Source organism: Stenotrophomonas sp. IS26 (assembly GCF_054188265.1).
The window spans coordinates 71,953-96,694 of record NZ_JBSZJV010000005.1 but is presented as its reverse complement, the minus strand read 5'-3'; the positions used below and the strand labels follow the sequence as shown (position 1 = coordinate 96,694).

Annotated in this window: 22 protein-coding genes and 1 pseudogene; 10 read left to right on the top strand and 13 right to left on the bottom strand. The window is 61.5% G+C overall.

What is annotated here, in order from left to right; translation table 11 throughout:
* Positions 1-70 precede the first annotated feature (70 nt).
* A complete protein-coding gene (locus tag ACW6W5_RS06840) occupies positions 71-340 on the top strand; it encodes a helix-turn-helix domain-containing protein (RefSeq protein ID WP_123731323.1) in 270 nt (89 codons plus the stop codon).
* Entirely contained in the window at positions 337-1,707 is a 1,371-nt protein-coding gene (locus tag ACW6W5_RS06835) for a HipA domain-containing protein (protein ID WP_152152987.1), read from the top strand. The genes ACW6W5_RS06840 and ACW6W5_RS06835 overlap by 4 nt, the downstream gene beginning before the upstream one ends.
* A gap of 18 nt (positions 1,708-1,725) precedes the next feature.
* On the opposite strand, the gene ACW6W5_RS06830 is transcribed toward ACW6W5_RS06835, so the two are convergent.
* Complete coding sequence (locus ACW6W5_RS06830) at positions 1,726-3,057, bottom strand: GTP-binding protein (RefSeq protein WP_152152986.1); 1,332 nt, start codon at positions 3,055-3,057, stop codon at positions 1,726-1,728.
* A 70-nt stretch (positions 3,058-3,127) separates the two neighbouring features.
* On the opposite strand from ACW6W5_RS06830, the gene ACW6W5_RS06825 reads away from it, so the two are divergent.
* Positions 3,128-3,499: a MerC domain-containing protein gene (locus ACW6W5_RS06825; protein ID WP_121042376.1), complete on the top strand. Its 372-nt coding sequence runs from the start codon at positions 3,128-3,130 to the stop codon at positions 3,497-3,499.
* A gap of 22 nt (positions 3,500-3,521) precedes the next feature.
* On the opposite strand, the gene ACW6W5_RS06820 is transcribed toward ACW6W5_RS06825, so the two are convergent.
* Complete coding sequence (locus ACW6W5_RS06820) at positions 3,522-3,797, bottom strand: metal-sensing transcriptional repressor (RefSeq protein ID WP_121042374.1); 276 nt, start codon at positions 3,795-3,797, stop codon at positions 3,522-3,524.
* Positions 3,798-3,849: 52 nt separating this feature from the next.
* On the opposite strand from ACW6W5_RS06820, the gene dmeF reads away from it, so the two are divergent.
* Positions 3,850-4,869 (top strand): CDF family Co(II)/Ni(II) efflux transporter DmeF, encoded by a 1,020-nt coding sequence (dmeF, locus tag ACW6W5_RS06815; RefSeq protein WP_121042372.1) that lies wholly within the window; start codon positions 3,850-3,852, stop codon positions 4,867-4,869.
* 55 nt (positions 4,870-4,924) lie between these two features.
* Here dmeF and ACW6W5_RS06810 read toward each other — a convergent pair whose 3' ends face one another.
* Positions 4,925-5,257 (bottom strand): hypothetical protein, encoded by a 333-nt coding sequence (locus ACW6W5_RS06810; RefSeq protein WP_226956649.1) that lies wholly within the window; start codon positions 5,255-5,257, stop codon positions 4,925-4,927.
* 113 nt (positions 5,258-5,370) lie between these two features.
* Here ACW6W5_RS06810 and ACW6W5_RS06805 point away from each other — a divergent pair, with 113 nt between their 5' ends.
* Complete coding sequence (locus ACW6W5_RS06805) at positions 5,371-5,802, top strand: hypothetical protein (RefSeq protein ID WP_121042370.1); 432 nt, start codon at positions 5,371-5,373, stop codon at positions 5,800-5,802.
* Between the two features lie 148 nt (positions 5,803-5,950).
* On the opposite strand, the gene ACW6W5_RS06800 is transcribed toward ACW6W5_RS06805, so the two are convergent.
* The gene (locus ACW6W5_RS06800; RefSeq protein ID WP_152152984.1) at positions 5,951-6,436 is read right to left on the bottom strand and encodes an REP-associated tyrosine transposase; all 486 of its coding nucleotides are present in this window, start codon (positions 6,434-6,436) and stop codon (positions 5,951-5,953) included.
* Positions 6,437-6,629: 193 nt separating this feature from the next.
* Between ACW6W5_RS06800 and ACW6W5_RS06795 the strand changes: the two genes are divergently transcribed.
* A complete protein-coding gene (locus tag ACW6W5_RS06795; RefSeq protein WP_152152982.1) occupies positions 6,630-7,472 on the top strand; it encodes a class I SAM-dependent methyltransferase in 843 nt (280 codons plus the stop codon).
* A gap of 963 nt (positions 7,473-8,435) precedes the next feature.
* Here the strand turns inward: ACW6W5_RS06795 and ACW6W5_RS06790 are convergent.
* Both ACW6W5_RS06790 and ACW6W5_RS06785 read right to left on the bottom strand, forming a co-directional pair.
* Positions 8,436-8,612 (bottom strand): hypothetical protein, encoded by a 177-nt coding sequence (locus ACW6W5_RS06790; RefSeq protein WP_183073794.1) that lies wholly within the window; start codon positions 8,610-8,612, stop codon positions 8,436-8,438.
* A gap of 114 nt (positions 8,613-8,726) precedes the next feature.
* Positions 8,727-9,539: an alpha/beta fold hydrolase gene (locus ACW6W5_RS06785; protein ID WP_152152980.1), complete on the bottom strand. Its 813-nt coding sequence runs from the start codon at positions 9,537-9,539 to the stop codon at positions 8,727-8,729.
* Between the two features lie 573 nt (positions 9,540-10,112).
* Here ACW6W5_RS06785 and ACW6W5_RS06780 point away from each other — a divergent pair.
* The 4 genes from ACW6W5_RS06780 (at position 10,113) to ACW6W5_RS06765 (ending at position 14,674) form a co-directional block, all read left to right on the top strand.
* Positions 10,113-10,508, top strand: coding sequence for a BlaI/MecI/CopY family transcriptional regulator (locus tag ACW6W5_RS06780; RefSeq protein ID WP_152152978.1), 396 nt, complete (start codon positions 10,113-10,115; stop codon positions 10,506-10,508).
* Positions 10,505-12,061 carry a M56 family metallopeptidase gene (locus ACW6W5_RS06775; RefSeq protein ID WP_152152975.1) on the top strand — a complete coding sequence of 519 codons (1,557 nt, stop codon included), beginning with the start codon at positions 10,505-10,507 and terminating at the stop codon, positions 12,059-12,061. The genes ACW6W5_RS06780 and ACW6W5_RS06775 overlap by 4 nt, the downstream gene beginning before the upstream one ends.
* 37 nt (positions 12,062-12,098) lie before the next feature.
* Positions 12,099-13,799, top strand: coding sequence for a serine hydrolase domain-containing protein (locus ACW6W5_RS06770; protein WP_458233636.1), 1,701 nt, complete (start codon positions 12,099-12,101; stop codon positions 13,797-13,799).
* 116 nt (positions 13,800-13,915) lie between these two features.
* Positions 13,916-14,674 (top strand): HNH endonuclease, encoded by a 759-nt coding sequence (locus ACW6W5_RS06765; protein WP_458233635.1) that lies wholly within the window; start codon positions 13,916-13,918, stop codon positions 14,672-14,674.
* Between the two features lie 83 nt (positions 14,675-14,757).
* Here the strand turns inward: ACW6W5_RS06765 and ACW6W5_RS06760 are convergent, their stop codons facing one another.
* The 7 genes and pseudogenes from ACW6W5_RS06760 to ACW6W5_RS06730 form a co-directional block, all read right to left on the bottom strand.
* Positions 14,758-15,897 carry a YncE family protein gene (locus ACW6W5_RS06760; RefSeq protein WP_152153807.1) on the bottom strand — a complete coding sequence of 380 codons (1,140 nt, stop codon included), beginning with the start codon at positions 15,895-15,897 and terminating at the stop codon, positions 14,758-14,760.
* A gap of 840 nt (positions 15,898-16,737) precedes the next feature.
* Positions 16,738-18,327 (bottom strand): hypothetical protein, encoded by a 1,590-nt coding sequence (locus ACW6W5_RS06755; protein WP_226956691.1) that lies wholly within the window; start codon positions 18,325-18,327, stop codon positions 16,738-16,740.
* Between the two features lie 108 nt (positions 18,328-18,435).
* The gene (locus ACW6W5_RS06750; RefSeq protein WP_152153801.1) at positions 18,436-19,536 is read right to left on the bottom strand and encodes a chemotaxis protein; all 1,101 of its coding nucleotides are present in this window, start codon (positions 19,534-19,536) and stop codon (positions 18,436-18,438) included.
* Between the two features lie 56 nt (positions 19,537-19,592).
* Positions 19,593-20,552, bottom strand: a complete 960-nt coding sequence (locus tag ACW6W5_RS06745) for a helix-turn-helix transcriptional regulator (RefSeq protein WP_193222848.1) — start codon at positions 20,550-20,552, stop codon at positions 19,593-19,595.
* A 797-nt stretch (positions 20,553-21,349) separates the two neighbouring features.
* Positions 21,350-22,436, bottom strand: a pseudogene (locus ACW6W5_RS06740) (IS3 family transposase).
* 283 nt (positions 22,437-22,719) lie between these two features.
* Positions 22,720-23,460: a retron Ec48 family effector membrane protein gene (locus tag ACW6W5_RS06735; RefSeq protein ID WP_152153797.1), complete on the bottom strand. Its 741-nt coding sequence runs from the start codon at positions 23,458-23,460 to the stop codon at positions 22,720-22,722.
* Positions 23,457-24,650, bottom strand: coding sequence for a reverse transcriptase family protein (locus ACW6W5_RS06730; protein WP_152153794.1), 1,194 nt, complete (start codon positions 24,648-24,650; stop codon positions 23,457-23,459). Before ACW6W5_RS06730 ends, ACW6W5_RS06735 begins: the two co-directional genes overlap by 4 nt.
* Between the last annotated feature and the right edge of the window lie 92 nt (positions 24,651-24,742).

Here is a 24,742-nt window from a genome sequence, read left to right as displayed (position 1 = left end):
TACGTTAAAAAGGATTTTGGCGTATTCTCGCGCCACTACCGCAGAATCCACACGTTCGTAAGGATAATGCATGAAGGTCACGCTCAAGCACCATGAAGAACTCGGTCCCTTGGTCCGAGCCACGCGCAAGTGCCAGGGAATGCGTCAGGACGACACCGCCGAAGGCATCGGGGTCAGCGAGAACTTCCTTGCCAAGGTCGAGCGCGGCGGCGGCACTGTGCAGTGGCAGAAGCTGTTCCAGGTTCTAACGGAACTCGGCCTGCGCGTGGAGATCGATGTGCCCGACGCGGCCGTAGCACTGCTGCAGGAGCAGGACAGAATGCGCGGAGCGAAACGATGAATCCGTCATCCATCAACGCTGCCCAACCTGCGTTGGGTGACGTGTTCCTGGAAGGGCTGCACTATCCAGAGCGCTCGTTGTTGGCCACCCTGGATGGCCAGCCCGTCGGTACCTTGCACGAGCATCGAAACCTATGGCGGTTCGAGTACGCGCCCACCTGGCGTGATCATCCAGAAAGCTTCGACCTCTCGCCTTGGCTGCCGCGCAGCCACAGCCCCCTTCTGGACGGCAGTACTTCGCGCCCCGTGCAATGGTACTTCGACAATCTGCTCCCAGAAGATCAGCAGCGCACACGCATGGCGCAGGACGCTGGACTCCGCGGCAGCGATGACTTCGCCCTGCTGACCCACTACGGTGCTGAATCCGCGGGTTCGCTGACCCTGCTGCCCCCGCATGTAACACTGGCGCCAGGGAGCCGGGCGCGATTGCCGGATGCCGAACTCTCCCAGCGGATCCAGAACCTGCCGCGCCACTCACTGGCCGGCGGCGCGGAAAAGCGAATGTCGCTGGCCGGCGCACAACACAAATTGGCCGTCATCGAAGACCAAGGCTTGCTGTACCAGCCTGTCGGCACGGAAACGTCCACCCATGTTCTGAAGCCGGACAGTACCGACCCTGATTATCCGCACACGGTGATCAACGAGTATTTTGTCATGCGCCTGGCCCGCGCGATGGGGCTGATGGTGCCCGAGGTGCAGCGACGCTATGTGCCCGAGCCGGTCTTTCTGATCGAACGGTTTGACCGTGTAACGGACGGCGGCAGCACACGCCGCATGCATGCCATCGACGCCTGCCAACTGTTGAACCTCCAGCGCGGAGACAAATACAGTGCGGGAAGCCTTCGGACGTTGGATGCGGCGATCCACTACTGCCGCGAGAGACTTAACACGCGCAGGCGACTGTTTGACTGGTTGGTGTTCAATGTGCTGACTGGCAACGACGATGCCCATCTGAAGAACCTGAGCTTTCTCGTCGGCACAGGTGGCACCGACCTTGCCCCACACTACGATCTGCTCAGCACCGTCGCGGGCCGCAGCCGCGCCTACAAAGAGGACAGTCCGAGCTGGCCGCAAGCATCTACGCTTGCTTGGGATCTGCTCGGCGTACAGCGTTTCGCCGATATCACGCCAGCCTTGCTGGTCAATGCCGGGATACAGCTGGGCCTGCCGTCGCGCTTGGCGCAGCGGCGCCTTGCCGAGATGACATCCAGTGTCGTTCCGTTGGCTGAATCGGTAAAGGCGGCGATCGAAACAGAAAATTCGTACTGGGCTGATGTCGCCGGAGTGACCCTGTACGGCGAGATGCGCATGGTGCGAACGATCATCGAAGTGGTCATCAAGGAGATGGCAAGGCAACTGGCTACCTGAACCCCTGCATCCGTTTGCTCATGCGCGCGCCCACGCCGGAAACGCATCCGGCAACAACTGCCACAACAGCGGCCCGGCGCGCAGCTCCTCATCATTGAGCAGGCAGGCATCCAGCTCGGCACGCACCGCGTGCTCGTCCATCGCCACGCCGATCACCGCGAGCTCCTGGCGGCGGTCGCCCCACCAGGGATGCCACAGCCGGCGCATCGCCTGGTATTCGCCGGCATCGCCGACCTGATCCACGGTGGGCAGCGGCGCGGTCCAGCACGACGCCTGCTGGCGTGCCCAGCCGATATCCGTGTAGGGCACGCGCGTGGGCGGCAGCTCGGGCACGGTGTTCTCCAGGCCCGCCTCCATGCGCTCGCGCGAGGCGTACCAGACCCCCGCGACCGAGGTCTGCGTGGCCGCACCGACACTGGAGAGCTCGCCCACCGAGTCCATGCGGTTGGCCAGCCAGAAGAAGCCCTTGCTGCGGATCACGCTGCCCAGCCCGGTCTCCAGCAAGCGCGCAAAGCGTTGCGGATGGAACGGCCGGCGCGAGCGGTAGACGAAACTGGTGATGCCGTATTCCTCGGTCTCCGGCGTGTGCTGGCCACGCAGCGCCTGCATCCAGCCCGGTGCCAGCTGCGCTTTGACGAAGTCGTAGCGGCCGGTATCGAGCACCTCGTGCAGCGGCACGTTGCCGTGTTCGGACAGCACCAGCCGCGCATCGCGGTTCATCGCGCGCAGCACGGCCAGCGTGGATTGCAGCGTGTCGTCGTCGATCAGATCGCACTTGCTCACCACGATCACGTTGGCGAACTCGATCTGCTCGGCGAGGAGATTCACCACGCCGCGGTCGTCGTCCTCACCGGCCTGCTGGCCGCGGTCGATCAGCCGATCGCTGGAGCCGAAGTCGTGCAGGAACTGCGCGCCATCCACCACCGTCACCAGCGTATCCAGCCGCGCGATGTCGCTCAGACTGAAGCCATCCTCATCGCGTACCGAGAAGGTCGCCGCGACCGGCATCGGCTCGGCGATCCCGGTCGACTCGATCAGCAGGTAGTCATAGCGCCCCTCCGCCGCAAGCCTGCGCACCTCGTGCAGCAGGTCATCGCGCAGCGTGCAGCAGATGCAGCCGTTGCTGAACTCCACCAGCGTCTCCTCGGTGCGGCTCAGCGCCGCGCCGCCATCGCGGACCAGCTGCGCATCGACATTGATCTCGCTCATGTCGTTGACGATCACCGCCACCCGGCGGCCCTCGCGGTTGCGCAGCAGCTGATTGAGCAGGGTGGTCTTGCCGGCACCGAGGAAGCCGGACAGCACCGTCACCGGCAGACGGGAATCATGAAGGGCAGCAGAGGCAGTCATGGCGGAGCAGGTCTGGAGGGGAAGTGAAATGTTACTATATAACATTCACAGACCAAGACCCCCACGCCCCATGAAGCGATCCTCTGCCCTGTTGGATGCCGGCGCCATCGCGCTGTCCGGCCTATGCCTGCTGCACTGCCTGGCCCTGCCGCTGCTCGCGGCGATGCTCCCGCTGATGGGGGTGTGGGCCGAAGCCGAGTGGGTACATGCCCTGTTCGTGGCGATTGCCGCGCCGGTGACCGGCTTCGCGCTGTGGCGCGCGCACCGCCAGCACCGTCTGCCCGTGCTGGCGATGGCCGCCGCGTTGGTCGGGCTGCTGTTGCTGCTGGCCGGCGCCATGGGCTGGCCGAGCCACGAGGCCGAAACCCCGATGACCGTGGTCGGCAGCCTGCTGTTGGCCAGCACGCACGTGTGGAACGCCTGGCGGCGGCACCGGCACTGAGCCGGCGCGAGCGCTGCGTCGCCTACTTGCCGTAGGCGCGCAGCAGCTTGACCAGCACCTGGGCCTCGGCCGCGCGCTCGACCGGATCGTCTGGGCCGACCACGTGCTCCTGCAGGTGCTCATCGAGCAGCGCCATCAACAGTGCGTGTGCCGCCCCGCGCACGGCCGAGGCCTGCATCAGGACATCGGTGCAATCGGCCTCGGCCGACTGCAGGGAGGCTTCGAGTGCGGCGACCTGGCCCGCCATGCGGCGGACCCGGGCGAGCAAGGGTCTGCGGTGGTGTTGAACGTGCGACATGGGGCCGGAGCATATACCCTATGGGGGTATAGTCCAATGGTTGGATTGCCCCATGATCCTCAACGCTGCCGCCGACGCCCGCCGCCACACCCATCGCTTCGACGGTGGCAATCCCCTGGCCGAGCGCAGCACGCAGCGCGCGCTCTGGCTGACCACGGCGATGATGATCGTGGAGATCATCGGCGGGTGGTGGTTCAACTCCATGGCCGTGCTCGCCGACGGCTGGCACATGAGCTCGCACGCACTGGCGCTGGGGCTGTCTGTGTTCGCGTACGGTTTCGCACGCCGCCATGCACACGACCATCGCTTCACCTTCGGCACCTGGAAGGTCGAGATCCTGGCGGGTTACACCAGTGCCATTGCCCTGCTCGGCGTCGCGCTGCTGATGGCCGTGCAGTCCGGGCAGCGGCTGTTCGTGCCCAGTGCCATCCACTACAACGAGGCCATTGCGATCGCGGTGGTCGGGCTGGCGGTCAATCTGCTGTGCGCATGGTGGCTGCGCGACAACCATGACCACGGGCATCACCCGCATGGCCAACACCATGGGCATGGGCACCACCACGCGCATGAGCAGAGCGGTCACGGCGGTCACGCAGACCACCACGACCACGGTCATGGCGCCCATGGCACACAGGACCTCAACCTGCGCTCGGCCTACCTGCACGTCATCGCCGACGCCGCCACCTCGGTGCTCGCGATCGCCGCCCTGATCGGCGGCAAGGTCTGGGGGGCAGCGTGGCTGGACCCGGTGATGGGCCTGGTGGGCGCAGTACTGGTCACCGTCTGGGCGATCGGCCTGCTGCGCGACACCAGCCGCGTGTTGCTGGATGCGCAGATGGACGCACCGGTGGTGGCGGAGGTACGCGAGGTGATCGAACAGGGGCCGTGGTCGGCGCAGCTGTCCGACCTGCACGTCTGGCAGGTAGGCCGCGGCAAGTACGCGGTCGTGGCCAGCCTGGTGAGCGCCGATCCGCTCAGTGCCGATCAGATCCGTGAGGCGCTGTCTGTGCATGAAGAGCTGGTGCACGTGACCGTGGAAGTACACCGCCTGGACGCAGCGCTGCCTGCTTGATCGACGCACCACCGCACGGAGTGGCCACGTCGGCAGCCGTGCCTCACTGGCTGCCTCAGTGCTTGAACATCATCCCGACCAGGAACAGCACCAGCGGCGCAGCACTGAGCACCGCGCCGATGATGCCCAGCCACGGCCAGCGCTCCTGACGGACGCGCGAGCCCACCGTGGCGATCAGACCCACGGCGGCCGAGGCGAGTACGCCGATGGAGACGCCTGTGGTGCTGGCCCCCGCGGTGACCCCGTGGTTGGCAGCGGTGGCGATGTGGGCGGCGGCGGCACCGACGGGGAGGCCGAGGAAGCTGACCAGGCCGAGCAGCGGCAGTCGCTGGGCCGAGATTGGCACCGTCGACGGTGAGCGCGGCGCTTGCGGAGAATCGGGCAGCACGGGGTGTCTCCTGAGAATCGCATCACCGTACACCATCGCCCGCGGTGCACACAGACGGGATCTTTTCATGCCGTGTCGGACAATGCCGTCAACATCCGCCGACAGGAACCGCCATGCGCTTGTTGCCCAGCTTGTTCTCCAGCCTGCTCCTCCTGTCCCCGCTCTTGCTGACCGGTTGCGGCAACGACAACAGCGCCGGCGTGTTCTCCTCCGATCCAATGCTCGGCTGCTATGCCACCCACGCGCGCAAGCCCGCGGAGTTCCGTATCGAGCAGCAGCAGGGCCAGTACTACGTGTCCTTCAACCGCGATGAGCAATGGCAGCGCGACGCCACGCCGCTGCAGGAATCCAGCCGTGCCGAGATCGCCCAGTTCTTCCGCGACGAAGCCGACCAGATCAATAAGGCCCTGGTGCGCCCCGGTGGCGGCTTCGGCATCTTCAAGTTCAACCCGGGCGCCACACTCAAAGGCAAAGCAAAGGACAGCGACTACATGGCACTGGTCCTGATCGGCGCCGGGCCGGTCTTTCCGGTGAAGTGCCCCTGATGGCCAATGCCTGTTTCCCCCTCCCACCGAGCCACTGATACCGGCGGCGACCGACCGACCGCCCGCACCGGTGGCCCGGCCCGCAACACCCATCCCCTGCATCGCCCCACCCGCAACCCCACGCAGGCGGGGATCCCATCCCCGTACTTCAACATGGCTCTTCCGACTCGCGGCGGCCGCGATGGATCGAGCTGTACGGCCATTGCGTCGCGTCGCGCACATGCCCGTGCTTGACCGGGTTGTGGTGCACGTAGGCCACATGCCGCTGCAGGTCCTCGGCATCTACGATCCGATGCTCGCGAAAGCCGTTGTGCCAAAGCGGCCGCAGGCTGCGATCACGCCGGAGCTGCAGCCGTGGATCAGTCATCGGCAGCTGGCGGTCGAAGATCGCCTGGATCTGCGCCCACCGGCGATGCCCCTCCTCATCGCCCTCCGGTAGCGTCCACACCCCGTGCAGATGGTCCGGCAGCACCACGATCGCGTTGATCCGGAACGGCCGCGCCTGCTGCGCCACCCGGAACGCCAGCCGCAGGATCTGCGCCTGTTCCACCAGCAGGCTGCTGCTGCGATCGCGCAGGTGCGCACTGAAGAAGTACGCGGTACCGGTTGGCCAGAGGAAGTGGTCGTAGGACATTAACCAAGTATCCGAAGCGTCCCTGCGCAGTTCGATCAGCGCACTCCCCGCCGGCGCCTCGGATACCCGCGCACTCGTGGGTCGGAATCCTCGCAGCTCGGGGCCGCATGACGGCCGGCCAGCGGCTTCTCAGGTACGATGCCCACCCCTGACTGCCATACCGTCTGGCGTTCGCGCCGCGGCCTGAAATCCCGTGCCCCATTACACCGGCCCCCTGCTGACCCGCCCGCTCGCTGCGAGCCTGACCCGCGCCCGCGATGCCGGCACCGGGGAATGGACCGGCTCGCTCGACCTCGGCCGCTCCACCGGCACCGCCACGCTGGCGGCCGACCACTGGCAGTGGAAGGGGGAGACCTATGCCTATCCCGGCAAGACCAAGGACCGCACCCTGTACTACTGGGATGGCGAGGAGTTCCTGGCCATCTCGCGCTTCGGCTCGGCGTTGATCAAGCTGGTGCCGACCGACTGGGACGCGCCGACCTTCGAGATCGACGGGATCAAGATGCTGCCCAGCGCGCAGGTCTCCCCGTTCGAGGATGCCCGCCGCAAGGTCGCGTTGATCGCACCGGCCGGCAAAACCGTTCTGGATACCTGTGGCGGCCTGGGCTACTTCGCGGCGTGCTGCCTGGAAGGTGGGGTGACCCGTATCCGCTCGTTCGAGAAGAATCCGGATGTGCTGTGGCTGCGCACGCTCAATCCGTGGTCGCCCGATCCGGACGCGGAAAGCAGCGGCGGTCGTCTGGCGCTGAGCCAGGGGGACGTGTCGCAGGAGATCGAAGGGCTGGAGACCGCCTCGGTCGATGCGATCCTGCACGATCCGCCGCGCTTCGGCATCGCCGGCGAACTGTATTCACAGGTGTTCTACGACCAGCTCGCACGCGTCATCCGCAAGGGCGGCCGGATGTTCCACTACACCGGTGCGCCGAACAAACTGACCAGCGGCCGCGATGTGCCGCGCGAGGTCGCCAAGCGGCTGGAAAAGGCAGGCTTCAAGGCCGAGCTGGCGATGGATGGGGTGCTCGCGGTCAAGCGCTGAGCAAGGGGCTGGTCAACTGCCGCGTGGCAGTTTGGCCGCCCACATGTTGTCGACCAGATTGGGATTCTCTTTACAACAGAGACAACAGATAGGTCTTAGTGTGTTGCTTCTGACTGATGCGTAGAGCAACGCACAGTTCAAGAAAATGATAGTGGGCAGCATGATCTGACCGAGCTGAGCTCGTTCACCAGAGAACGCCGATGTCCATGTTCATTCTTCTACTCTCCGCAGCAGCCACGATGCCGGTCACGCCCCCGCCCGCCGCCTATCGTGATGAACACACCCAAGAGCGCGACGGCACCAAGCGCATCGTGCGCACCGCACAATGGTCTGATTTGGATGGTGGTTTACTCCCTGTGGAGCAGAAGCTTCGACCCAATCCAGATGGCTCCTTTTCCTATTTTTTCTCAGAGCAATCAATCGCGACCCAGTTGTACCACCACGCACTATGTGAGCAGGATGGAATGACAGCGGGCCAAGGCGAAGGCATTTTAAGCGGCCCCGATGCAATCGGAGGTTGGTCATGCGAACAAGACGATGACGAAGATCTCCCCGTGCCCCGACTGGAGCAGGATCCAGAGTCGACATCATCGTCAGAAGGAACGCTTTTGCATGACGACCGCTCAGCGGACTACGTGTTCGCCTACGCGCCGTCTGGCAACGTGGGAGTGAGTGAGAACTTCCGCGCTCACGGTAGCGTTCGTTTTCGCACAACCCGCGCCGGCAACGCGGAGGCCCTGATTGGCGTCGACAACAGGCGTTGTGTCTACAGAGTATCTCGATACTACTCGGCAGGTACAACCGGAAGCTTCGCACCTTGGGTGAATTGCATCGTACATGTACCCACTACTGTCCCCACAGAGACAGTCGGATGTATACCTTGGGGGTGCGCCACCGACCGTGGACGGGTTGTCGCCTATTAGTCAGCTGTGCCACAACGAGAAAGCATAGAAGCGCGAGCGATCAACTGCCGCGTGGCAGTTTAGCCGCCCACATGTTGTCGACCAGATTAGGATAGCGCCGCCCGTTTTCCTCGGCGCGCTGACGGGCCGCGCTCTTCTGCGCCTCGGAGAGCGGCTGCGACTTCTTCTTCCCATTGGGACTGGGCTTCTTCCAGGGCGGTGTCTGGGACTGGCGCATGGACGATCTCGTATGGGCGGGCGCTGGATTCCAGCTCAGCGGGTACAGCGTACAAGAACGCCCGACACGTGATCTCAACGTGCCGGGCGCGCATGGCGGAGAGCGACCTGCGACTTACTTCTTCAGGAAGTCCAACAGTGCCTTGTTGAACGCATCGGCATGGCTGGCATTGCAGCCGTGCGGCGCGTCCTTCAGGACCACCACTTCACTGCCCGCGATGGCCGCATGGGTGCGCTTGCCCGAGCCCTCGAACGGGACCGTGCCATCGCTGTCGCCGTGCAGCACCAGGGTCGGCACCGTGACCTTCTTGAGGTCGCCGCGGAAGTCGGTCGTGCCGAACGCCTTCATGCAGCCCAGCGCGGCGGTCTGGTCGGACTGCTGGCACAGCTTGATCGCGGCCTGGCGTTCTTCTTCGCTGACCTTGAGCTCGCCGTTGGCACTGAAGAAATCCTTGGTAAAGCCATCGAAGAAGGAGTCGCGGTCCTTCTCCAGGCCTTCGCGCATTTCATCGGCCTTTTCCTGCGTCAGCGGGCCCTCGGGGTTGTCGCTGGTCTTGAGCATGTACGGCGGCACCGCCGAGGCGAACACCACGCTGTGAAGGCGCGATTCGCCGTGCTTGGCGACATAGCGCGCCACTTCGCCACCGCCCATGGAGAAGCCGACCAGGGTGGCGTCCTTCAGGTCCAGATCCTCGATCACACCGGCCAGATCATCGGCGAGCGTGTCGTACTCGTACCCATCGGCCGGCTTGTCCGAGCGCCCGAAACCACGGCGGTCATAGGCCACCACGCGGTACCCCGCCTCGCGCAGCGCGGGGACCTGGGCCTTCCACGATTCGGCCGACAGCGGCCAGCCGTGGATCAGGACCACCGGGCGGCCGGTACCACCGGAATCTTCAACGTGCAGGCGAACGCGGGAAGCAGCCATGGGAACTCCTTGGAGCGATGGGGAATGAAGTTCGATCCTAGGGAGAGGCGGTTGGGTGAGCCGTGAAAGAAACCCCGGTGTTGCTGACGTGACGTGCACGGGGCTGACTGATACCCGCCGGTGCGTTCAGCGGTGCGATGCTGTCATCACTAGGCCACGATCTCAGCATCTGAGACGGCGCCGGACGATAGTTGCCATGGGGCATCGTCGACGCTGGGAACCGGTACATGGACTGTCATGAGATCACACCGGAAGCTGCGCAACGTGGGAAGCCAAGCGCGTCCGGAAGCGTCTGCTGTGGGCTGGCACTTACGTTGTTGTTGCATGGCCTCGGCGCGCATCCTGCAGCCCGTGCGGCATTGCGCGCTGCCCTGCGGCAGAGGCCGCTGAGCGAGTGCTGTGCCAGCTGCGCGCTGTTGCGTGGCCATGACGATCCATAGATACGCGCCAGCGACGTAGCCTGCGCGGCGCCATTGTCTGCCATGCAGGCCGGTCATTACTAATTACATAGTTGACACGGCCGATCCGTCGGGCGCACGATGCGGCCATCAACTAACGAACCAGTAGATAGCCATGGCCCGCCCCGTATCGCCTGCCCTGACCGACGCCGAACGCCGCATTCTGGAGGTGCTCTGGAAGAAGAAGGAGGCGTCCGTGCGCGAGGTCGCCGACGAGCTGTCCAAGAAGAAGCCGGTCGCCTATACGACCGTGCTGACCATGTTCAAGGTGCTGGACAAGAAGGGCTTGGTCCACCATCGCAGTGAGGGTCGCGCCTTCATCTACAGCGCCGCGATCACCCGCAGCGACGCGCGCAAGCAGGCGCTGGAGAATCTGCTCAAGTCCTTCTTCAACGATTCGCCTACCGTGCTGGCCCAGCACCTGATCGATGAGCACGACATGGACGCTGACGAGCTTAAAGCGCTGCAGCAGCGCGTGGACGACGCATCTCCTTCGAGGACGCCCAAATGACCGTGCATTGGACCCAGGCCCTGGCAACGATGGCCGTGCAACATCTCTGGCAGAGCGCCTTGTTGTTCGCGCTGGCTGTCCTTGTAGTGGGGCGCAGCCGGCTCAATGCAGAAGCGCGCTCCTGGGCGCTCTGCGTGGCCTTTGTGCTGGCCGCGGCGTCACCGCTGTTGGTCCTGCTGCCTCGCACCGTGCCGACGGCTGGTGAGATCGCGCAGCAGGCCGTACTGCCGTCAGCGACTGGAGCTCCAGTGCAGGTTCTCGCGCAGAAGTTGGACGGCATCACCAACACGATCCCCGCCTCCACCACGCCGACCCTGCTGCACGGCGCCGTGCTGATCTGGCTGCTCGGCACGCTATGGGGCCTGACCCGCTTGGGCCAAGGCGCATGGCAAGCGCGTCGCCTGCATCGCAGCGCGCGGCATTCGCTCCAGCACGAAGCGCTGCTGGGTGGAGAACTGCCTGCGGGTGCCAGCGTTGCACTATCCGATATCGCTCCGGGCCCGATGGTGGTTGGCCTGTGGTCGCCGCGCATTCTGGTGCCGACCACGATGGCATCCACCCTGCCCCCGGCCGCGCTGCGTGATCTGCTGCTGCATGAAGCCGCGCATATTCGTCGGCATGATCTGTGGATCACCGCTGCACAGCGTGCACTGCTCGCCGTGTACTGGTGGAGCCCGTTCCTGCGCCTGCTGGGCCGTCGGCTGGATCTCGCCCGCGAGATGGCTTGCGACGAGCAAGCGGCCCTGCGCACCGGCAGTGGCCCCGGGTACGCCAATTCCCTGCTGGCCGGTATCGCCGGACTGATGACACAGCGGGGACGCAGCGCGCCACTGGCCGTTGCCATGTCCGCCACCCGAAGTGGCTTGAGCCAGCGCATCGATGGGCTGCTGCGCCTGGACACGCGCTCGACCCGCTGGACAACGCGCTTCGGCTGGGGCGCGTTGTGTGCGGTTGCGCTGATCGCGCATGTTGGTGTCACCGTGGCCGCTACGCCGCGGTTGGGCAACGCGATCATCGTTGCAGAGAACGAAACCGCCACTACGTCGCGTACCGTTTCGCCGCACGCCGAGCAGCTGCTCAGCGCGGCCGGCAACGGCGACATCTCCCGCGTGCAGCAGCTGGTCAAGATGGGTATTGCCGTGGACACGCAGGTCGGTGGCGACGGCACCGCGCTGATCATCGCCGCCAAGCACGGCGAACTGGCGATGGTCGACGCCCTCCTCGTCCTAGGCGCGCAGCCCGACCTGGCCTCGCGCGGCGATGGCAATCCGCTGATCGCTGCGGCACGTCGCGGTCATCTGCCGGTCGTCGAGCGTCTGGTCGGCGCCGGGGCCGACGTCAACCGTATCGTCGCCTTGGACGAAACCCCGCTGATCAATGCCGCCCGCTCCGGTGACGTCGACACCGTGGCCTATCTGGTCGAGCACGGTGCCGACGTCAACCTGGGCGTGGTGGCCGACTTCGGGCAATGGCGCTCGCCACTGAACCAGGCACGCAACGATCGCGTCCGTGACTACCTCACCCAGCGTGGTGCGGTCGCCGGCAGACGCTGAGCGGACGCATTGCCCAAGGTTGACGCTGATCGGTGCGATGGCCTTCGTCGCCATCGCCCGCCACGCCATGCTCTCTTTCGCTGAGCCGTACCGCCCCAATCTGCGGCGTGCACGCGCATGCCTGTCTTTCGCGCATCGCCCCCTCATGAGGTATCGCATGGCTTACGCATCCACTCCGCAGGCACCAACCCCATTGCGATTCAACCGCGCTCAGAACGGCCTGCTGCGCGCGTCACTGTGTGCCGCGATGCTACTGCTGCTTGCCGGCCCTGCAGCGGCGGCGGACCGCGAAGACGCGACGATCCGCACGGCGCTCGCCTCCGGCCTGCGCCCCACCGTGGTGCCGGCCGATACCGCGCTGCCGCACTGGTCGCTGCAGGAACGCATGGCCCAGCACCATGTCCCGGGCGTTGCGATCGCCGTGCTACGCGACGGCAAGCTCGTTCATAGCGCCGGCTACGGCACACGCGAGGCTGGCACCCAGGCTGCCGTGAATGCAGACACGCTGTTCTCGGTCGGCTCGGTCAGCAAGGTGGTTACGGCCGCCACATCCCTGCGATTGGTCGCCGACGGCACCCTCGCACTGGACCGGAACATCGCCACCTACCTGCGCAGCTGGAAAGTACCCGCTACCCCGGCAGCACCGGCGCCGCGGCTGACCCTGCGCATGTTGATGTCCCACACCGCCGGGCTCGGCGTGCACGGCTTCGCCGACTACCTGCCCGGCGAACCGTTGCCCACACTGCTGCAGACATTGGACGGCGTCGCCCCGGCCAAGAACAAACCGATACGTCTGATCCATACACCCGGCAAACGGGGCGATTACTCTGGTGGTGGTGTGATGGTGGAACAGCTCGTGCTCGAAGATGTGACCGGCCAGCCGCTGGACACGCTCGCACGCAGGCAGGTCTTTGAGCCACTGCATATGCAGCGCAGTCGCTTCACCGATCCGCCGGCCACCACCGACAACATTGCCAAAGCGCATGACGGCGACGGCAAGCCCACCGCCCTGCCGCGCGGCTGGCAGTCCTTCCCCGAACAGGGCGCCTCAGGCCTGTGGACCAGCGCCAACGACCTGGTCGCGTTCGTCGCCGCCCTCACCGCCAGCTACCGCGGCAAAGGCAACTTCCTGCCGCACCCCATCGCGACCGACATGATGACCGAGGTCTCGCCTAGCTGGCACGGCCTTGGCCCGCGCCTGGACGGTGCCGGACAGACCCGGATCTTCCACCACGGCGGCTCCAACGACAGTTACCGGGCGTGGATCGAGGGGTATCTGGAGACGGGTGACGGCTTCGTCATTCTTACCAACGGTGAGAACGGTGCTGCGTTGGCGACGGAGATCCGCAATGCACTGTCGGATGCGATCGCGCGTGGGGTGAATCCCGCCGTGCGCACGGTTGCGCTGGACCTGCGCGAGCCGCGGTATGCGGACTATCCCGGGGTGTTCGAGCAGGATGAGAGCGTGCCGATGGCGCAGCGCCGTGCGTTGGCCGACATCTTCGACATCCCGGCGTTGGAGGTGAAGGTGGCTGGTGGGGAGGTGCGCGTGGGTGTGGCTGGGACGAAACGCGATGGGCGCGTGCTGCCAGTGTCGCCGAATCGTTTTGTGTCACCGGATATCGATGGGCTGGAGATCGAGTTCCATCGGAATGCGTTCGGGACGGTGGAGGCGTTGAGTGTGGTCTTTGGGGAGGGGCGTGGCTATTACGTGCGGCGGAAGCTAGCAACGCAGTAGCCGCCGGATCGATTCCTATCTGTTTGGACAATCACAACCACTCTCTTCATTGACCCAGTGTATTGCGATACGCTGGCTCTATCGAATCCAAGATTCGCATTAGAGTTACTTGCGCCATGGTGGAGCACTGGACAGACAGTGAGCTGGAAGCAGCAGTGGATGCTTACCTCAATATGTTGACTGATGAGTTGAATGGCCGCCGCGTCGTCAAGGCACACACCTATCGCGAGCTGTCTGAGAAGGTCGGGAGGAATGCCAAGGCGTGGGAGTTCCGCATGCAGAACATTTCCTATGTTCTAGATGGGCTCGGCTTGCAATGGATCGACGGTCTTAAGCCAGCCAAAAACGTGGGACAGGACGTTGCGGCACGCTTGGTCAAGCTGATCGACATGCGGCCATTTCCGCAGCAGACCAGCGCGCCCACTCTGGATCAAGTGACTCAGGACGCTGTAGCGGAAGGCGCATTCAATCCAGGGGCCGCTTCCGACCAGCGAACGCGGGTGCTTGCGAGCATTGTCCGCCGGCGCGGTCAGCCGGAATTTCGTGCGGCCTTGATCAAGGCATATGGCGGACGCTGTGCCGTCACTGGGTGTGACGTACTGGATGCACTCGAAGCCGCGCACATCTTTCCGTACTTGGATGGCGAGACAAACGCAGTAAGCAATGGTCTACTGCTCAGGGCAGACATCCATACATTGTTCGACCTGCGTCTGATTGCCATTGATCCAGATACGCGGATGGTTCTAGTCGCTCCTAGCTTGCGCGCCTCAACCTATGCGTCGCTAGAGGGAGTTTCGCTAGCGACTACGGCACCAGCCATTGACCGTGCCAGCCCGCACGCGCTGGTTTACCACCGAGCGAAGTGCGATTGGTAATCGACCAACCAATGGTCCGAAGGCAAAGCATTGCAGACACCGCCCGGTGAAATTCTCACCGGGCGCCGTCTCGCGATCATTGGTTACAGCGCAATCCGAGCAACAGATTCTTCGCTGCCCTTCGGCTCGCTGTCACCGTTCTTGACGGTCACGTACAGCACGTTCTTCTTGGCATCCAGTGCCAGGCTGTTCGGGTGCGTCGGCACCGCGTATGTGGCCACCTGCTTGTAGGTGTCGCTGTTGTACGCCGTCACGGTGCCGCCATCGCGGTTGGTCACGTACAGACGCTTGCGCGGCGCGTCCAGCAGAATGCCCAGCGGACCGGCATCGGTCGGGATGCTGGCCAGTTCCTTTCCGGTGCTGCGGTCCAGCACCAGCACACGCTGGCCAGGGTGCTTCGATTCGAAGCCCGAGCTGCTGGCCTGGTACTTGCGGATCATCTCCGAGCCCTGGTCGGTCACGAACAGGCGCTTGCCGCCCGGATCCAGCGCGATGTTCATCGGCTGCTCGGCAATGACCTTGAAACGCTGCTCGACCTTGCCGGTGTCGGTACCGACGGTGACGACCTCGGCCAGCAGGTTGGAGGTGTACACGCGCTTGGCCTTGGCATCCAGCGCCAGACCCGGCGCCTTGGCATTGCCCAAGCCCGGAATGGTGTTGATGACCTTCAGCGACTGCGTATCCACCACGAACAACACGCTGCCCTCGCCCGAGTGCCCGGTGACGTACAGACGGTTGTTGGCGCCATCGACGACCAGCTCGCGCAGATCGTGGGTGTAGGCGGCCTTGCCATCCTTGCCGACCTTCTTCTCCATCAGCTGCACGATGCCGACGGATTTGTTGGTGGCGGTATCGACCACGGTGACCGAGGTATCGACGGTGTTGCCGACGTACAGGCGGTTGTTGGCATCGTCCAGCACCACGCCGAACGCCTTGCGTTCCAGCGGGATGGCGGTTTCGACGGCCAGGGTTTCCGGATTCAGGCGCAGCACCTGGGACGGACCGGCGGCGTCGCCGAAGCCGCCCGAGGAGGCGACGAACACGGCGTTCTGCTTGGGGCTGAAGGCCAGCTCGTAGAGGCCCTGGGCGACGGCTTTGCGCTGGACGGCGGCGGTGCTGGCGGATGCTGTCGTCTGGTCAGCGGCGAACGCGGACGGCGCGCCAAGACTCAGGGAAATGGCGAAGGCCAGAGCGGCCGAGCGGATTACGGAATTGCGGTACATGCGAGCTTCCTTGAAGGGGCACGGGAGGGTGTCCTGGCTCGCTGGGCCGTACGTGTGACGGCCGGCCCCGCATCTGTCTGCGCTGGGTGGGCTGGCTGGGTTTGCGGGGGAATGGTAGCAGGATGGCCAGAATGGTGCCGCCAACGAGTTGGGGCCTGCCTGCGACACCCGTTGTCGCATCAGATCGCAGACTTAAACGGGACGGAACGAACGACGGGCAAGGACGCCCGATCTCCCAAGACAAAAGGAAATGCAATGTTCAGGATCATTGGAGCCGCGGTTGTGTATGGATTTGCACTGTACGGTCTTGGAGCCTGGCTGGCCGGTCAGCAGAGCGGCGACTCAGCGAACTGACGCAGCGCTGGTACAGTCAGATCGCACGGTTAGATGATGCGGCCTGATCGCCGCGTGCGCCGGATGCCTGCCACGCAAATACGCGCATGGCGCGTTTGCAGTGCTTTCGCAGAGTCGTTCGACAAACCAAAAGACAATAGGAGCCAGGTCTACCAATCGGTTGAGCTGACTCTTATTGCTATGGAAGATGCTCCAGATGATGTGACCCATCCGCGTCCGGACCTGCCGCCGCTGCTGCCTGCAGAAATCTACACGCCTGCAAGTTCACATCGACAAAGGCATCCCATGACATTGTCGCTGCGTAGTGTCGGCTGAACTGCAGATCGACCCGACAGATGTCGGGCCGATCTTCGTAAATGCCACACCTTCGCGTAGCCACTACGTAATGGCGACAGGTGCCATCGCCACGATCCAAGTATTGAGTCTGCTCAGCCGCGTTGACGTGCTGGCAACACAAGCCACATGCGCTGCACGGAAAGACCTCGCTCATGCCTTCGCAAGGCCACTCAACCAGGAACGGGTGGCAACAGTGTCGCCCAGCTGGAATGGCAGCTCAATCCCGCGCCGCTCGGCCTCCACTGTCAGCAACCATGCGCACTCAAGCTCGGAGTTGCAGGAGCTGAGATCTTCAGCGAATGCCACCATCGCACAAGGATCGACATTCAACTCCAGTTCTGCGAGCTGCAGAAGATATGCATCAAGTCGTCGATTGATCTCAACAAAATCGGCCAATGTCTGCACATGCGCGCTGCGTGCGACGAAGTCCCATATCTTCGCCGCTAATGGACTGTGCAACAGCGACCATGTCAGGCCAAGCGTCACCACGCCACTGATCAGTGCCGCCAAGAAGGAGGTGATTGGTCCACCCACGATAGGCGTCGCGGCCAGAGCCCCCAACTGGGTTAGCACCAGCGATGCCGCAACTGCGCCTGCACCTACGGTAAGTGCCGCCAATGCCGCTCGCTTTCTATCCGTGTCATTCAGTTTCCCCGGATTGAGGCACATGATCTTGATCGATTTGACCAAGGATCCCCACATTTCACGCATGACCTTGGCTGCGATCTTTGCTGACTTTGCAAAGATGTTGAACACGGTGGTGGTTATGCTCGCGGCGACGCCCCCGAGAAACGCGTCACCGAACTCCGTCATCAGATCGCGGAATCGTCGCTGCACTCGTCGCCAAATGCCTTGAAGCATCACACTAACGCGACGCAGGAATCGATCGAAGGTAAAGTTCCTTCCAAGGCTCTTCATCGCCCCGGGCAGCTTGGCACGAAGCTCGAACCAGACTTCGCCCGCGACGAGGCCAAGAACCTGACGCAGCCCCATACGGAATCCAGTATTGACCGACGCGGTGGCCGTGTCCTTAAGGAAACGGCTGCCAGTGTAGTACGTGACATTCACCTCTTTCTCGTAGGCTTCTCTGGCCTCGGCGTCACGTTGACGCATCCCCTCCTCATCAATGGACTTCAGCGTCTCGTTCCGCTTACCAATCTTGTTGATGCCGGCTTCCAGAGTGCGCGCCTCATGCTGCTGCTCCGGGGTGTCGCGAGGCATCACATCAAGCTTTCGCTGAAGCGCAGCGATTGTTTCCTGATTCTTCGCAATCGTCTTGGAGACATCTGACAGGTACTGATCAATCGGCTTGGCACCTTTAGACGAGTTGATCGTCTCGTGCGTCGACTGAAGATTGCTGCTGCGATTTGCGATCTCAATGCCGTCTATGCCCGCCAACACGCGACCAGGGTCGTCGTGGATTTCTTTGGCTGCAACGACGTGATCAAGTGCTCGCTTGTCGCCCGCTGCCATCAAGGTATTGCGGTAAGGGTCGTGCAGCGTTCCTGACTGGTGCGATGTCTTGTCAGCCGCACCCTGCGCCTTGTAAGTGGGGTGCGTGTGATAGGCCGTTGAATCATATGCGCCACGCTCTAAGTACCGTTGCTTTTCTGCTTCGGTGGCGAAGTGCCCCTGGCGAACATTGTGGATGGTATCCACGTCGCCACCTTCCTTGTCCTTCAGCAGTAGGAAATCCAGACCGAAGCTAGTGACCAAGCTGTTGACAACCGTCTTCTCCAACTCAGGGATCCAGTCGAAGTCGTGGTTTGCGTATGTCGTATTCATATGGCAGGCAGGAGGCAGGAGTGTGAAGGGGCGGCGGACGTGTCTAGTCCACCGCCAGGAGAATTACTGAGCGTTGAAGCGCATCGCGCTGTTGCGACCGGTGTCCAGCGCATCGTCAATCCCATCCGAGTTGAGGATCAATGATCCATCTGCATCGGTTTCCATTTCCGGCATGCCGTCAGCGTTAACAATCACATCGTCGTTCTTGACCTTCACCTTAAACATAGGAGTCGAGATGATGTCGGTAAGAATGGCGGCAAGGGCGTATCCGTTGCCGATGGCCAGCATGATTTCTTCCTCGAACTTCGCGAGCTCCTCATCCACGTCACGACCAAGACGCTTCAAGCTGCCGATGAGATTGTCGATACCCTCGAGAGTGTCCAAGTAGCGGTCAAAGTTGACCTGGATCTCTTCCAGTGCGGACTTCACCTTGCGAGCTGCCAAGTCGGTCTTCGCCATCAGCGTAGAGGCCGCTTCCAGCTTGGGAATTGCCCTGTCCACTTCAGCGCTCGCCTGCTTGGCATTCTTCAGCGCCATCTCGCCATGGCTGTCATATGCCCAGCCGGCGATAGCCAAAATAGGCGCGGCCACTGCCGCGCCCAGAATGGCCGTTCCGCCCGCCATGCCCAGCCCCCCCGCCGCGAGAGAGCCGCCACCAATAGCTGCCAACGTGGCATTGGTGGCCGCGACGCCCGCCAGACTAGAGATAGCAGTGCCCGTCGATGCAGCAGCAAAGGTCATGACGCCGCCATACACCGCAAAGCCAGCGGCAACGCCACCTGCGCCAGCGCCAGCAATACTACCGAGCACACCTACGGCAGAGTAGGTGTAGGCCTCCACCTTCTGGAGGGTATGCCGGGGCAGCTTGACCTCCAGCTTGAGATCTCGACTCTGGTTCAACTGCTGCAGAAGTGCAGCTGACAGCGTCGAGAAGCGCTCGAACTCCTTGCCGATGCTCAGCTCCAGGTTCCCGAGTGTATCCAGGGACTCCATGGTCTTCTTCTCTTGTCGGTCGAACTGATCACGGCGCACTTGATAGCGCGAGCGAGCGGATTCGACGATATCATCCGACTCACTGTGCTTCTTGTAGCCGTCGTACGCTTTCTTGGCGCCAAGGGACGCGGCGGCTGCTACGCCGAGACCGATGAGAATGGGAATGGGCATGTCCGTATTTCCTAGTGGTGGGTGGTTGTGGGCTTGATATGGAAGTTGGCCGATGGTTAGGCGAAGGCAGTGGCGTAAGAGGCTGCCGCCTCAAGAATTCGTTTGGCGACGCGCACACGCATCGACTCAGGAGAAAGCACGCGGATACGCTCGGCTTGGCTGAGCAACCACGTCACCATCTCTTGGTCGTCCGGTACCTCGACCTGCAGCCTGTGCCAGTCACTACCTTCAATTGGTTGCAGTGTCTGGTTCAACGCGAGCGGGGTTTCGGCCAGCGCCCATGCCAGTTGAGGGTGTACATCGGCGTTCAGTGCCATCGTCTCTTCGCTGATTCGGGGGCTGAAGGCAGCGGACTTGAGATAGCCCGACATATCGAATCCGCGATCGTCGGCTACCTCGTCGGTAACCCTAACCTCAATAAATCGATGGAGGGCGAAGTGCCTCAGGTCATCGAAATGCCCAACGCGGGCGATCAGATAGGTAGTGGCACCACGAGCCGCCAACCCCGCAGGGTGCAACCTCATTTCAATAGGCTGGGCTTTTGCTCGACTGAGGTATCGGCTTGTCAAGACGCGTCCCGTCAACAAGGCCGTCGCTACGTCGTCCCAGATCTGCGGCTCTACAACGGCAGGCAGCAATGGCTTCACGGGTGGCACCACGCGCACGCGGCGCGACCATTGCGAGAGGCCGTTCTGGTCCATTGTCTGCAGCAGCTCCCGGGCCTCGCAGAAATGAGGGTCGATAAGCGCAAGTACAGTCGGTGGTAGCACGTGGCGCAGATGCTCCTCGGCCATGGTCATTGCCAGTGCTGCCGCTGGGCTGATCACAGGCACCGTACTCTGGGCACTTGCGGCGAAGGACCAGCGATAAGGTCGAAGCCGACGCACTTCCTCGTCGCAATCTTCAGAGCTGCACACCAGTTGGAAGAGCGTGCTGAGCTTGCCTGAGAGATCACGCTGCAGTGAGCGCAGATTGATATCGAACCCTTCCGCCAAAAGTGAATCACGCAGCTCCACGGTTGATATGCTCCGCGGATAGCGTGGGATCAACCTAAGCAGGACGAGATTCCGGGCGAGCGGATCCTTGATTGAACGTTGTGTCATGGCGTCATGCTGGGCGCGGCATTTGCCGACCCCCTCTCATTCGGAACTGGGAGCAGCTTGCGGCCGGCATGCGACATACCGTGTCGCGTGATCACTTTCGACGTAATGCCGAAGAGGCTGGCAAGCCAAGGTCAACCGCGTGGCCCTTGCTAGGTGCGGCGGCTAGCAGACTCAGATTGGAGAGCGGCCCGATCTTTCAGTCTGGAGTGATGAGCTGCATCACTTTGATGGTGGTCCCATGACGCACTTGCGGCAGTACACCCGCCCGCGAGAGAAATCCGTTTCATCTCTAGCCCCCCTGTGGGCCGCTTAGCTTCGGGCAAGTCTACGTCATGGACGGGACATTTGGGCGGGCGTCCTAAACCACTTTTCGGAAAGCTCGAATGCTCCAGTTGCCCTAAAGTCAGCGACCGACTTGCCGATAGTCCTGTCGTGAATCTATAGACCTGCGAAGAATTTAGCCTTCTTTTTCTAGCTTGACCCTCACGGTCGTTCCCGGATTTTGACTGAGAGGTGGAAGAACTTCCGGGCCTCAGCTCACCAGCGCGCTGCTTGCATGAGAGTGTCGGAATTGGCCCAGAGCCAAATGAACTTCATCGAGAGGCGACGTCGCTGGCAGAACAGGTCTTCGAGAACGACGTCATCAAGGATGCGTTGCGAAAAAGTGGTGCCGGTAATTCCCCCGCTTTTAGCGGTCGCCAAAAATGGAACTACGCTGCCAGTGCAAGCTTCTGCATTGGCGTGATGCCGCCGAGCGCCACGTTTGGGCGCTCGTGGTTGTAAGTCCATAGCCAACGAGTGGCGATGTCCTGGACCTGTTCGATGTCATTGAACAGATTGCTAGCAAGCCAAGCGTAACGCACGGTCCGGTTGTAGCGCTCGATGTAGGCGTTCTGCTGAGGATTGCCTGGCTGAATGTAGAGCAGCGCAATGTCTTGCCGCTCGGCCCATGCTTGCAGCGCTCCGCTGATGTACTCGGGCCCGTTGTCGCAGCGTATGGCGCGGGGCTTTCCGCGGCATTGAATGACCTATTCCAAGCTGCGGATGACGCGCGGCGCAGGCAAGGAGATGTCGACCTCCATCGCCAGTCCCTGGCGGTTGAAGTCATCCAGTACGTTGAGCACCCGGAAGCTGCGTCCATCAGCCAGCTGGTCGTGCATGAAATCCATCGACCATGTCTGGTTGACCGCTCAGGCACGGCCAAAGGCTCCGGCACTTCCCGGACGATGCGCTTGCGCGGCTTGATACGCAGATTCAGCTCCAAATCGCGATAGATCCGATACACGCGCTTGTGGTTCCAAGCGAAGCCCTTCACGTTGCGCAGGTGCAGGAAGCACAGCCCAAAGCCCCTATCGCGGTAGGCGCTGGTCAGCCTGAGCAACCAGTCGGCGATGATCGCATTTTCTTGGCAGGCCTTGGCCTGATAGCGGTAGCAGGTCTGACTCACCTCGAACGTCCTGCACGCATGAACGATGCTGGTGATGCCTGCCTGGACCGCCCGTCTGGCCATCTCGCGACGCTGAGATGGCCTCACCATTTTTTTGAGAGCGCGTCCTTCAGCAGCTCGGCACTGAGCTGGGCATCGGCGTACATCTTCTTCAGCCGCCGGCTCTCGTCCTGCAGTTCTTTTAGCTGGGACACCATGGACGCATCCATGCCGCCGAACTTGCTGCGCCACTTATAGAACGTCGCTGAGCTGATGCCATGCTGTCGGCAAAGGTCAGGGACAGGCGTGCCGGCCTCGGCCTGCTTGAGTACGGCGATGATCTGGCTGTCGGTGAATCGTGATTTCTTCATGGGATCTCCTCGGGTTAGGTTACGAGAAAATTCCACTTCTGGCTGCGGCTAACCTGCGGGGGGATTACCCAGGCAAGTAAACGCTGTAGGGGCACAACTCTTCTTGATAGGCAGGCGACAATACGTTCAAGCAAGCAGTTCTGTCTGAATAGGTGAGCGACCTCAATTTTCTAAGAACGAGGTTCTTTCAGACATCAATTGCAGAGGAACAACACTCTCCTCCCAAACGAATTCAATTAACACGTAACCGCGCCATCAGTTCCGAACTTTCGTGAATTTGCCTTTATCGATATAGCCTTAACGGCATCGAAGACGGCGAGGTTTCCGGGGCAAATACTAGCGCAAGAACACCAATGAACTCCACGACTTCATCCTCAACCTCCAGGAAATCTATTCTCGGAAGCCTGTCCATTTTAATATGAAGCGCCGACAGGGCAGTGATCATGTTTCGCCTGTGATTCTCAAACTTGAAGTCAGAACTCTCCGTATAGCTAGATGATGAATTTTTCATTTCACTATATATGACCGAGATGGCAGCAACAAATTGAGGCGACGCCTCACTCGAGTTCAAACTATTTCCTTGATACATCAATCTGTAGAGCGAGTAAACGTCCACGCACGACGAGTGAAGGCGCCTCTTCCTACCAAGCTCAACCTGAATGAATCTCTCAAAAAGCCCAATATGCGCGATTCTATTTCCGAATGCACCGACCGCGGCAGCAGTTAGATAGCTCTTGAGCGCCAAGTATGAGCCGAAAATTAGCGCCACGAAGGAGGCACTCGCCACGCCAAGCTTTATCAGTCTAATCTGCGGGCCGAATGCCGCCGGAATCTCGCCAAAACAGTCAACTTCCAAACAGAAATCATACTGCTGCCAGTAGTATTCAATATTTATTATAGTAATTAAAATTGCTAGCGCAATCGATACAATAAATATAAGAACTATCGCAAATAGTATTCTCGCCGAGCTCAGCCATCTATCAAACGACGGAATGACGCCCAAGAGTGAAGTTTGAATTTTCACTCTTCTTTATATTCCGGGAGGAAATGCGAAGTCATGTAATTTCGCAAGTTCGCGGCCCAGACAGGGTTATCTGATTTAATTAAACTAAGCCTCGCCATCAGCCTATTAAATCTCCGCCGATACCAGAAACTATATTTTTTCTTATCGTAGCCCTCTCGCATATTATAAGATATTTCAGTTGCATAGGAAAAATCAGCATGGGAAGGCAACGGAGAGACTGCTCGGAGCTTACTGACAAGCGCTGCGTGGCTGGAACTCTTTACCCTCGCCAGCTTATTCACAAGACCCATCGCCCTGTTGTAACGCCGCCTGTAATTGATGGATCGCCGCCCAACTTCACGGGCGTCCATAATTGTTTGCTTACAGACGGAGCGGATGCGCCTCACCTCGCTTTTGGGAAGCACCGGGTTTGCGTAGGCCACATTGAGGCCGTGAACTTTCAACGCTTCGAGACCTACCGTCAAATCCTCTACCTTTGACGAATTGATGGTGAAACCTTTAGCTCCAAGCTGCTGCTCAACTAAACGTTTGATTCCGTTGAAATCTTGATTAAACGAAGAAGACGATATTGTTATGTCATCTACATATCGCGTGTAAACGAGCTTTTTGTAAGCCAACTGTCTCACCAGTGCCGGCTCCATATCGTAAAGGCAAAGGAGTGCCAGATAGCTCGATGTAATGCCCCCTTGGGGTAGCACGCCATCTCTAGTACAGAGAAGCGCAGCCAGGTGACCAGCCTCTCTCGACCATCCGAGAAGTCGCACAAATATTCCTTCAACATGGTCGAAGCTGACATTCCCAAAGAAGTCCTCAATGTCCAGCTTTAGTATGCTCTTAGCTTCACAATGCCGTCTTGCACAAGCGACATGGTCTCTTGAGTCTCCGGCCGCAAGTGCATCTTTATGTATGCCTCCGTATAGGAACGGCAACCAGTTTACGACCTTGGGATTCTTAAAGAAGGTTCGCACTAGACGATGCTGAATTAGCCTCACATCTTTAGAAGGGCTAAATACTAACCGAGGACGTCCGCCGCGCTTATCTGGAGCCTTTGCTGGCTTGTATTTTTTCCACTCCGGCCGAGCGGCGACATCCTTCAGCAGAGAAATCGGGAGCCTCAGTGAATCAGCCAGCTTTTCGACCGAGGCGATTGGGCCGGAGGTCCCCCGAAATGACATGGAATCCTTTCCCATCGCCGACCTCAATATAATTTAACCTTGGGACCCAATAAGACAAGCCTAACCCAGCCCTCAATCCAGGACCGGAACGGGTTGGAATACATGTC